Genomic DNA, 10,264 nt, shown 5'->3' with positions numbered 1-10,264 from the left:
GCGCATGAGGTCGACGTGACGTCGCGACGTCAGGTTCCGGCCGTCGTGCATCCCTCGATCCTCTGCAGGCCGGCACCGGGAGTCAACCCTCATGATGTCCGTCACCGCGGGTCCGGGGTCGGCGCCCACCGGCCGTCGACGACGGCGTACTCCCAGCCCGGCCCGTCGGCGACCAGCGCGGACAGCGCCGCGAGCAGGCGGTCGACGTCGTCGTCGGTGCTGCCCAGCCCGAGGCTGGCGCGCACGGCGTCGCCCGAGGGGTCACCCGCGTCGCCGGTGAGCCGGGCCAGTAGCGGGTGCGCGCAGAACCGCCCGTCGCGGACCCCGATCCCGTGCTCGGCCGACAGGTACGCCGCGACCAGGCCGGCCGGGACGCCGTCGACCACGAAGCTCGCCACCGCCACCCGGTCCGGGGCGTCGGCCCAGATCCGCAGCGAGGTGACGCCGTCGGTCGCGTCGAGCCCGTCGGTGAGGCGGGTCAGCAGCGCGCGCTCGTGCGCGGACGCGGCGCCGGAGGGGTCCAGCAGCGGGGCGAGGGTGCGGCACGCCGCGGCCAGCGCGGCCGCGCCGAGGACGTTCGGGGTGCCGGCCTCGTGCCGCTGCGGGGCCGGGGCCCATGCGGCCTCGGCGGTCGTCCCGTGCACGCCGACGTGGCGGACCGCGCCGCCGCCGGCCAGGTGCGGCGCGGCGACGTCGAGCCAGTCCCGACGCCCGACCAGGGCACCGGTGCCATACGGCGCGTAGAGCTTGTGCCCGGACAGCGCGACGTAGTCGGCGCCGGAGGCGGAGATGTCGATCCGGCGGTGCGGCGCGGTCTGGGCGGCGTCCACCACGACCCGGGTGCCGTAGGCGTGCGCGATGTCGACGAGCTGCGCGATCGGCAGGGTCTCGCCGGTGACGTTGGAGGCACCGGTGACCGCGAGGAGCGCGAACCGGCCCCTGGCCAGCGCGTCGTCGATCGCCGCCAGCGTCGCGTCGACCGTGGCGCGGGCCGGGATCACCCGCGAACCGGGCAGGGACTGCCAGGGCAGCAGGTTCGCGTGGTGCTCGACGTCGAGGGTCAGCACCGCCCCCGGTGTGCAGGAGGCGAGCAGGTTCAGCGCGTCGGTGGTGTTGCGGGTGAACACCGCGACGTCGTCCGGGCGTGCGCCGACGAACGCCGCGACGGTCTCCCGGGCGCCCTCCAGCGCCCCGGTGCACACCTGCGAGGCGTAGCCGGCTCCACGGTGCACGCTGGAGTACCAGGGCAGCAGCTCGGCGACCTCGTCGGCCACCGCGCGCAGGACGGGCGCGCTGGCGGCGACGTCGAGGTTGGCGTAGCGCACCGTGCGTCCGTCGACGAGCGGCACCTGCAGGTCGGCGCCGACGACGGCCGGGAGCCCGCAGGTGGCCGCCGGGGCCGGTGGCGTGGCGGTGGCGGGCACACGGGAGGGGACGGGCGTGGCGAGAGCAGTGGACATGGAGGTTCCTCGGGTCCGTCGGGACCCGGGACGTGCCCGCGGGTCCGCGCTTGCCGGTCGCGGGTGTCGCGCCGGCCGGGTCCTCACCCGGAGCACCCCACCGCGGAGGAGGGTTGCCGGCCAGCGAGCCGGGGCTTGACGCTGGCGCTCATGACCTGGTGGTGAAGCTACGAGTGCCTGATCGCCGATGTCAAGCCGATGTCGCGGGGGCGGTGAGCGTCACGTTCCTCACCGGAGGTGTTGACACGCCACGGGAGTAGCTACCTACAGTCATCGCAGCGCCCGGCAACGGGTGCGCACCATCCAGAGCGGCCGAGAGACCTGGCTCGACGACGCCGCAGCAACCCCCCGCGCCCCGCGGGTGCGGGTGCTCACGCCGGGTTCGATGGGGGGACCGATGAACGGAACGGCTGCGCGGGCCTTCCGCGTCCCGTCCGTCGCACGGGCCTCCTACCACGGGCGCTACCGCCGCCACGTGGATCTGCTGCGCGTCACCAGCGCCGCCTGTCCGGCCTGACCGCCCGGACGGAACCCCACCCCATCACCCGCACGACGTCCCTCTGCCGAGGCGCCGGCGTCGCAGGAAGCGGTCACCACCCATGTCCACATCGGACTCCCTTCACCTGGCCGTCGCGCTGAGCGACGCCGGATGGCATCCCGCCGCCTGGCGCGAGGCCGGCGCACGACCCGCCCAGCTGTCCACGGCCGGCTACTGGGCCGACCTCGCGGCCACCGCCGAGCGCGGCCTGCTCGACCTGCTCACGATCGAGGACGGGTTCGGGCTGCAGTCCCACGACCACCTCGCCGAGCCCGACCGGCGCACCGACCAGGTCCGCGGACGCCTCGACGCGCACCTCGTCGCCGCGCTGCTGGCGCCGTTGACCAGCAGGATCGGGCTCGTCCCGACCGTCACCACCACGCACACCGAGCCGTTCCACACCGCGAACGCGCTGGCCACGCTGGACCACGACAGCCTCGGCCGGGCCGGCTGGCGGGTGCAGGTCTCGGTCCGCGCCGACGAGGCGCGCCACCTGGGCCGCCGCACGCTGCCCGGCGTGCGCCGAGAGCACCTGGACACCCCGGAGACCGTGCGCCTGGTCGCCGAGCTGTTCGACGAGGCCGCCGACGCCGTCGAGGTCGCGCGCCGGCTCTGGGACAGCTGGGAGGACGACGCGGAGATCCGCGACGACGCCACCAACCGGTTCGTCGACCGGGACAAGCTGCACCACGTCGACTTCACCGGTCCGCAGTTCTCCGTCCGCGGTCCGGCGATCACGCCGCGCCCGCCGCAGGGGCACCCGCTGGTCGCCGTGCTCGCGCACCGCGAGGTGCCCTACCGCCTCGCCGCCCGCTCCGCCGACGTCGTGTTCGTGACCCCGCACGACGCCGACGGGGTGCGCTCGGTGATCGGCGAGGTGCGCGCCGCGGAGGCGGCCGTCGGACGGGGCAACGCCGATGCTCGTTCCGCCGGCGCTCCTCTGGGCGAGCCGCTGCGGATCCTCGCCGACCTCGTGGTCCTCCTCGACCAGACCCGTGCCGCGGCGCAGGAGCGTCTGGCCCGCCTCGACGCCCGCGCCCCGCTGCGCTCGGACGCCGCGATCCTGGCCACCACCCCGTCCGACCTGGCCGACCTGCTGCTCGAGTGGCAGCAGGCGGGCCTCGACGGCTTCCGCCTGCGCCCCGCGGTGCTGCCCGACGACCTGGAAACCATCACCGACGCGCTCGTGCCCGAGCTGCAGCGCCGCGGCGCGTTCCGCACCGCCTACGACGAGACCACCCTGCGCGGGCGGTTCGGGCTCTCCCGCCCGGCCAACCGCTACGTGACCGCCGGGAGCACCGCATGACCCGCAAGCAGATCATCCTCGGGGCGTACTTCCCGGGCGTGAACCATGACACCGTCTGGAGCGACCCGGCCTCCGGCAGCCACATCGACTTCGCCTCGTTCGCGCACTGGGCCCGCACCGCCGAGCGCGGCAAGCTCGACCTGCTGTTCCTCGCCGAGGGCCTGCGTCTACGCGACCGCGGCGGCGAGATCTTCGACCAGGACGTCGTGGGCCGCCCGGACACGTTCACCGTGCTCGCCTCGCTGGCCGCGGTCACCTCGCACATCGGCCTGGCCGGCACCATCAACTCCACCTACAACGAGCCCTACGAGCTGGCGCGCAAGTTCGCGACGCTGGACCTGCTCTCCGGCGGCCGCGCCGCCTGGAACGTCGTGACCAGCTCGGACGCCGACACCGGCGAGAACTTCCGCCGCGGCGGTTTCCTCGGGCACCACCAGCGCTACTCCCGGGCCGGCGAGACCCTCGAGGTCGTCCGCCGGCTCTGGGACTCCTGGGGCTCCGACGCGATCGTCGCGGACAAGGAATCGGCGCAGTTCCTGCGCGACGGCGACGTCGGCGAGTTCGCGTTCTCCGGCGAGCAGTTCGACGTCTCCGGGCGGTTCACCACCCCGCGCAGCCCGCAGGGACACCCGGTGATCCTGCAGGCGGGCGAGTCGCCCGCGGGCCGCGACTTCGCCGCCGCGCACTCGGACGCGATCTTCTCCCGGTACCAGCGCTTCGACGAGGCCAAAACGTTCTACGACGACGTCAAGGCCCGGGTCGCGAAGGCCGGGCGGAACCCGGACGAGGTGAAGATCCTCCCGTCGGCCGCGGTCGTCCTCGGCGACACGCTCGCCGAGGCGCGGGAGCGCCACGCCGAGATCCACCACCGCCAGGTCGACCCCTGGACGGCGATCGTGCTCGCCGAGATGGTCTGGAACCGCGACCTGTCCCACCTCGACCCCGACGGTCCGGTGCCCGACCTCGACCCCACCCCGGACGCGCCGAAGTGGATCCGCGGGCGTGCCCCGCTGACCCAGGACGCGCACGCCACCGCGGCCGCCTGGCGCGAGCTGGGCCGGGAGCAGAACCTGAGCCTGCGCGAGGTGGTCAAGCACGTGTTCGACCGCGCCGTGTTCGTCGGGACACCCGAGACGGTGGCCGACGAGATCGACCGCTACGTCCGCGACGGCGCCACCGACGGCTTCATCGTCGGCTCGCACGTGAGCCCGTCGGGCCTCGACGAGTTCGTCGACGAGGTGGTGCCGCGCCTGGTCGACCGTGGGGTGTTCCGGTCCGAGTACACCGGCGCCACGCTGCGCGACAACCTCGGCCTCGCCCCACCGTCGAGGTTCGGCGAGCGCCGTCCGATCGATTCGTCGGTGGCGTCGTGAGGCGCGGATGGACGGTCGCGGCCCTGGCCACGACCGCGGCGCTGACGCTGTCGGCCTGCGGATCCGGCGGGGGTGCCGACCCGGCCGCCGACGCCGGCCCGCCGCGCCCCGGCGGCACGCTGACCTTCGCCGTGTCCAGCGACCAGGGCTGTGCCGACCCGCAGCAGGTGACCAGCAACGACTCCGTCTACTCGGTGCGCCAGCTCGTGGACTCCCTCACCGACCAGGACCCCGCCACCGGCGCCATCACGCCGTGGCTGGCCACGTCCTTCGAGCCCAACGCCGACGCCACCGCCTACGACTTCACGCTGCGCCCCGGCGTCACGTTCTCCGACGGCACGAAGCTCGACGCGAACGCGGTGAAGGCCAACTTCGACCGGGTCCCCGCCCTCGGGGCCCGGGCCAGCCTTCCGAAGGGCTACCTGTCCGGCTACCAGGGCACCACCGTGACGAGCCCGACCACGTTCACGGTCCGGTTCGGCAAGCCCAACGCGCAGTTCCTGCAGGCCACGTCCACGCACAGCCTCGGGATCCTGTCCCCGGCCAGTGCCGCGAAGACCGACGACCAGCGCTGCGCCGGCGTGATCGGGTCGGGCCCGTTCGTGCTGGAGAGCTACGTCAAGGACCAGGCCACGGTCCTGACCAAGCGCACCGGCTACAACTGGGGCTCGTCGCTGTTCACCCACCCCGGCGAGGCCTACCTCGACCGGGCCGAGTTCCGCGTCGTGCCCGAGTCCGGCGTGCGCACCGGCAGCCTGCAGGCCGGCGAGATCGACGCCGTGGCCAGCATCGGACCGCAGGACGAGGCGCCGCTCTCCGGCGCCGGGATCGCGCTGCCGGCCCGGGCGAACCCCGGCCTGCCGTTCGGCATCACGTTCAACCAGGCCACGCCGCTAGGGTCGGACCCGGCCGTGCGGGAGGCCGTCTCGCTCGGGATCAACCGGCCCGAGGTGGTCGGCGCCGTGTTCACGTCCCAGACGAAGCCGGCCACCAGCGTCCTGGCCTCGAGCACGCCGTCCTTCGCGGACAACGCGGCGCTGCTCGGGTTCGACGCGGCGCGGGCCGGCACGGTGCTCGACGCGGCCGGCTGGACGGCCGGTCCGGACGGGATCCGCGTGAAGAACGGGCAGAAGCTGACGCTGCCGATCACGTTCGCGAACAACCTGTCCACCGTGAAGCCTGCGCTGGAGCTGATCCAGCAGCAGCTGCGCGCCGTCGGGATCGACGCCCAGCTGCAGGAGAAGCAGATCTCCGACACCCCGCAGATTCAGCAGAGCGGCCAGTACACCGCACTGTGGGCCAACCTCACCCGCGCCGACCCGGACATCCTGCGCAGCTCGTTCTGGAGCGGGGGCACGAACTACTACCGGTTCAAGCCCGGCCCGCTGGACGCGCTGCTGACCGGCCAGGCCGCGGCCGTGGACCCGGCGAAGCGCGCGGCGTCGGTGGCGCAGGCACAGAAGCTGATTCTCACCGAGCACTTCACCGTCCCGGTGGTGGAGCTGACGACCACCCTCGGCATCGCACCGACCACACACGACGTGGCGTTCGACGCGTCCTCGCGGATCCAGCTCCACGACACCTGGAAATCGGAGTAACCGATGGCGGTCTACCTGCTGCGGCGCGTCGCGCTCGCTGTCGGGGTCCTGTGGGCGGCGTACACGGTGTCGTTCGTGGTGCTCTACCTGCTGCCCGGTGACCCGGTCGCGACCATGGCGGCCGGCGGCTCGGACGGCGAACCGGTCAGCCCCGCCCAGCTCGACGCGCTGCGTGCCCGCTACGGGCTCGACCAGCCGTTGATCACGCAGTACGGGACGAAGCTGTGGGCGGCCCTGCACGGCGACTTCGGCACCTCGTTCGCGACCGGGCGCGACGTGCGCGGCGCGATCGGCGATGCGCTGCCGCCGACGTTGCAGATCGCGCTGTCCGGGCTGCTGGTGGCGATCGTGTTCGGGTCGGCCGTCGCGCTGGTCGCGACCTACACCCGGGTGCGCTGGCTGCGGCAGGTCCTGATGGGGCTGCCGTCGCTGGCGGTGTCGCTTCCGGTGTTCTGGGTCGGGCTGATGCTCGTGCAGCTGTTCTCGTTCCGGCTCGGGCTGCTGCCCTCCGTCGGTGCCCGCGGGCCGGAGGCACTGGTGCTGCCCGCGATCACCCTCGGGCTTCCGACCGGTGCGCTGATCGCGCAGGTGCTGGCCAAGTCGATGAGCCAGGTCCTGGACGAGCCGTACGTGACCACGGCGCGGGCCAAGGGCGTCGGCGAGGCCGGGGTGCACCTGCGCCACGCACTGGGCAACGCGGTGATCCCGGCGTTGACCGTGCTCGGCTACGTCGTCGGGAACCTGCTCGCGGGGTCGGTGGTCGTCGAGACCGTGTTCACCCGTCCCGGGCTGGGGCGGTTGACCGTGTCCTCGGTCGGGGTGCAGGACATCCCGGTCGTGCAGGGCATCGTCGTGTTCGCCGCGCTGGTGTTCGTGCTGGTCAACCTCGTCGTCGACCTCGTCTATCCCGTGCTCGACCCGCGCATCACGACCGGAGCCGCCGTATGACCACCGACGTACTCCTTCCCGCGGAGGGGACGGTTCCCGGGGCCGCGGTTGCGGTGCCGGTCCCGGCCACCCCGCGCGAGCGGCTGGCCCGGCTGGGCCGGTTCCTGCGCGGACGCCCCGGGCTGGTCGTGTCCATCGTGTTCGTGGCGCTGGTGCTGGTCGCGGCGTTCGTGCCGTCGGTGCTCGCGCCGGGCGACCCGACGCTCGGGGTGCCCGCGGACAAGCTGCAGGCCCCCGGCCTCGGGCACGTCCTGGGCACCGACTACCTCGGGCGTGACGTCTACACCCGCGTCGTGCACGGAGCGTCGCTGTCGCTGCAGGCGACCGTGATCGCGGTGGCCGTCGCGCTCGTCGTCGGCGGGCTGATCGGGCTGCTGGCCGGGTTCGTCGGGCGCTGGGTGGACGAGACGCTGATGCGCTTCGTCGACGTGCTGCTGGCCATCCCGGCGATCCTGCTGTCCCTGGCGCTGATCACCGCGCTCGGGTTCGGCACGGTGAAGGTGGCGATCGCGGTGGGCATCGCGAGCGTCGCGAACTTCGCCCGCGTGATGCGCGCCGAGACGCTGCGGGTCCGGCGCTCCACCTACGTCGAGGCGGCCCGCTCGGTCGGCACCCGCTGGTACGTCACGCTGCGCCGGCACGTGCTGCCCAACGCCGCCGGTCCGGTGCTGGTGCTGGCGGTGCTGGAGTTCGGGCTGGCGATCCTGGCCGTGTCGTCGCTGAGCTTCCTCGGCTACGGCGCGCCGCCGCCCGCCCCGGAGTGGGGCTCGCTGGTGGCCGAGGGCCGCAACTACCTGGCCACGGCGTGGTGGCTGTGCGCGATGCCCGGGTTCGCGATCGCGGCCACCGTGCTGTCGGTGAACCGGATCTCCCGGGCCCTGGACGGGGAGTGGGCGAGGTTCTCATGACGCCGCTGTTGCAGGTCGAGGGCCTGGAGGTGACCTACCGGGCGACCGGCGGGCAGATCCACGCGCTGCGCGGGGTCGACCTCGAGGTGGCGCCGGGCGAGGTCGTCGCCGTGGTGGGGGAGTCCGGGTCGGGCAAGTCGACGCTGGCCCAGGCCGTGGTCGGGCTTCTCCCGGCCAACGGCGCGGTCAGCGCCGGCAGCATCCGGCTGGCTCGCGGTCGCGGCGCCGCCGGTGGTGGTGGCGCCGGTGGCGGTGCGGGTGACGGGGGCGGCGCCGCGGCCGTGGATGCGGGCGACGAGCTCACCGCGCTCTCGGAGAAGCAGCTCCGCGCGGTCCGGGGCGCGCGGATCGGGCTCATCCCGCAGGACCCCACGGTGTCGCTGAACCCGGTGCAGAAGATCGGTACCCAGGTCGCCGAGGCGCTGCGGGTGCACGGCCTCGCCGACCGGCGCGGCTCCCGGATCCGCGCCGTCGAGCTGCTCGAACGGGCCGGGCTGCCGGAGCCGCAGGTGCGGGCCGGGCAGTACCCGCACGAGCTCTCCGGCGGGATGCGGCAGCGGGTGCTGATCGCGATCGCGATCGCCGCCGACCCCGTCCTGCTGATCGCCGACGAGCCCACCAGCGCCCTCGACGCCACCGTGGCGCGCCGGATCCTCGACCACCTCGACGCGCTGCGCGCCGAGACCGGCAGCGCGCTGCTGCTGATCACCCACGACCTGGCGGTGGCGGCGGACCGGGCCGACCGGATCGTGGTCATGTCCGGTTCTCGTTCCGTCGACGCTCCGCTCGGTGCTGATGCTCGTTCCGCTGACGCTCCTCTCGGTGCTGATGCTCGTTCCGCTGACGCTCCTCTCGGTGGACGGATCGTCGAGCAGGGCCCGGTGCAGGAGATCCTGCACCGCGCCCGCGACCCGTACACCCGCGCGCTGATCGGGGCCGCGCCCGGGCTGTCGGCGACCGCCGCGGTGCCGCCACCACCACCGCGCGAACCCGACGCGGCGCCGATCGCCGAGGTCCGGAACCTGGTCAAGGAGTTCCGCCTGCCCCGGGTGAACGGTCGCCGGGCCACGCTGCGCGCCGTCGACGACATCTCGTTCACCGTCGGCCGCGGGGAGACCCTGGCCCTGGTCGGGGAGTCCGGATCGGGCAAGTCGACCACCGCGCGGCTGCTGCTGCGCCTGGCCGACCCGACCTCCGGCGAGGTCCTGTTCGACGGGGACGACATCACCCGCGCCCGGGGCGACACCTGGCGGCGGCTGCGCCGCCGTGCCCAGCTGATCTACCAGAACCCGTACGCGTCGCTGGACCCGCGCTTCACCGTCGAGGAGGTGATCACCGAGCCGCTGCGGGCGTTCGGGGTCGGCTCCGACGCCGAGCAGCGGCAGCGGGCCGCGGAGCTGACGGAGCGCGTCGCGCTGTCGTCGTCGGTCCTTCCGCGGCGCCCGGTCGAGCTCTCCGGCGGGCAGCGCCAGCGGGTCGCGGTCGCCCGGGCGCTGGCCCTGTCCCCGGACCTGGTGGTGTGCGACGAGCCGGTGTCCGCATTGGACGTCTCCGTGCAGGCCCAGGTGCTCGAGCTGCTCGGCGAGCTGCAGGCCGGGAGCGGGCTGAGCTACCTGTTCATCTCGCACGACCTGGCCGTGGTGCGCCGGATCGCGCACCGGGTCGGGGTGATGCGCGACGGGCGGCTGCTGGAGCTGCGACCCACCGAGGAGCTGTTCGACGACCCCCGCGAGGACTACACGCGGGAACTGCTGGCCGCGATCGCCGGCCGGGCGCGTACCGAGGTGGTGGGCGGATGACCGTTCCGCTGTCGGTCCTGGACCTGTCGCCGGTGCCCGCCGGGGGCACCGCCGGCGACGCGCTGCGCAACTCGATCGACCTGGCCCGCGCCGCGGAGCGGGCCGGCTACCACCGGTTCTGGGTGGCCGAGCACCACCTCAACACCGGCGTCGCGTCGTCGTCGACGCCGGTGCTGGTCGGCCTGATCGCCGCCGCGACCGAACGGATCCGCGTCGGGCCCGGCGCGGTGCAGATGCCCAACACCCGCCCGCTGCAGGTCGCCGAGCAGTTCGGGACGGTCGCCGCGGTGCACCCCGGCCGGGTCGACCTCGGCCTGGGCCGGTTCGACCTGCA

The 10,264-nt window shown here is 74.0% G+C and carries 8 protein-coding genes and 2 riboswitches; of the genes, 7 read left to right on the top strand and 1 reads right to left on the bottom strand.

The features are described 5' to 3' along the window. Positions 1 to 101: 101 nt before the first annotated feature. Positions 102 to 1,460, bottom strand: a complete 1,359-nt coding sequence (locus tag I4I78_RS24800; RefSeq protein ID WP_218613899.1) for an aminotransferase class V-fold PLP-dependent enzyme — start codon at positions 1,458 to 1,460, stop codon at positions 102 to 104. Positions 1,461 to 1,501: 41 nt separating this feature from the next. Next, positions 1,502 to 1,616, bottom strand: a riboswitch (SAM riboswitch). A gap of 140 nt (positions 1,617 to 1,756) precedes the next feature. Next, a riboswitch (SAM riboswitch) is annotated at positions 1,757 to 1,852 on the top strand. Between the two features lie 207 nt (positions 1,853 to 2,059). On the opposite strand from I4I78_RS24800, the gene I4I78_RS24795 reads away from it, so the two are divergent. The 7 genes from I4I78_RS24795 to I4I78_RS24765 form a co-directional block, all read left to right on the top strand. Beyond that, a complete protein-coding gene (locus I4I78_RS24795) occupies positions 2,060 to 3,304 on the top strand; it encodes an LLM class flavin-dependent oxidoreductase (RefSeq protein WP_218613898.1) in 1,245 nt (414 codons plus the stop codon). Beyond that, positions 3,301 to 4,677, top strand: a complete 1,377-nt coding sequence (locus tag I4I78_RS24790; RefSeq protein WP_218613897.1) for an NtaA/DmoA family FMN-dependent monooxygenase — start codon at positions 3,301 to 3,303, stop codon at positions 4,675 to 4,677. Before I4I78_RS24795 ends, I4I78_RS24790 begins: the two co-directional genes overlap by 4 nt. Beyond that, complete coding sequence (locus I4I78_RS24785) at positions 4,674 to 6,275, top strand: ABC transporter substrate-binding protein (RefSeq protein ID WP_218613896.1); 1,602 nt, start codon at positions 4,674 to 4,676, stop codon at positions 6,273 to 6,275. The genes I4I78_RS24790 and I4I78_RS24785 overlap by 4 nt, the downstream gene beginning before the upstream one ends. Positions 6,276 to 6,278: 3 nt before the next feature. After that, positions 6,279 to 7,223, top strand: coding sequence for an ABC transporter permease (locus tag I4I78_RS24780; protein ID WP_218613895.1), 945 nt, complete (start codon positions 6,279 to 6,281; stop codon positions 7,221 to 7,223). After that, on the top strand, positions 7,220 to 8,131 hold the full coding sequence (locus tag I4I78_RS24775; RefSeq protein WP_218613894.1) for an ABC transporter permease: 912 nt from the start codon (positions 7,220 to 7,222) through the stop codon (positions 8,129 to 8,131). Before I4I78_RS24780 ends, I4I78_RS24775 begins: the two co-directional genes overlap by 4 nt. Then, on the top strand, positions 8,128 to 9,930 hold the full coding sequence (locus I4I78_RS24770; RefSeq protein WP_218613893.1) for an ABC transporter ATP-binding protein: 1,803 nt from the start codon (positions 8,128 to 8,130) through the stop codon (positions 9,928 to 9,930). The genes I4I78_RS24775 and I4I78_RS24770 overlap by 4 nt, the downstream gene beginning before the upstream one ends. Next, on the top strand, positions 9,927 to 10,264 hold a 338-nt coding region (locus I4I78_RS24765), incomplete at its 3' end, for an MsnO8 family LLM class oxidoreductase (RefSeq protein WP_218613892.1). The genes I4I78_RS24770 and I4I78_RS24765, both read left to right, overlap by 4 nt.

Origin of the sequence: Pseudonocardia sp. KRD291 (assembly GCF_019263595.1) — a bacterium.
GTDB lineage: Bacteria > Actinomycetota > Actinomycetes > Mycobacteriales > Pseudonocardiaceae > Pseudonocardia.
This window is presented reverse-complemented; position numbering and strand designations above follow the sequence as displayed.

Excerpts from the sequence above, each read along its gene's own strand:
- I4I78_RS24800 (WP_218613899.1), bottom strand. The coding sequence starts at position 1,460 with ATGTCCACTGCTCTCGCCACGCCCGTCCCCTCCCGTGTGCCCGCCACC.
- I4I78_RS24795 (WP_218613898.1), top strand. The coding sequence starts at position 2,060 with ATGTCCACATCGGACTCCCTTCACCTGGCCGTCGCGCTGAGCGACGCC.
- I4I78_RS24790 (WP_218613897.1), top strand. The coding sequence starts at position 3,301 with ATGACCCGCAAGCAGATCATCCTCGGGGCGTACTTCCCGGGCGTGAAC.
- I4I78_RS24780 (WP_218613895.1), top strand. The coding sequence starts at position 6,279 with ATGGCGGTCTACCTGCTGCGGCGCGTCGCGCTCGCTGTCGGGGTCCTG.
- I4I78_RS24775 (WP_218613894.1), top strand. The coding sequence starts at position 7,220 with ATGACCACCGACGTACTCCTTCCCGCGGAGGGGACGGTTCCCGGGGCC.
- I4I78_RS24770 (WP_218613893.1), top strand. The coding sequence starts at position 8,128 with ATGACGCCGCTGTTGCAGGTCGAGGGCCTGGAGGTGACCTACCGGGCG.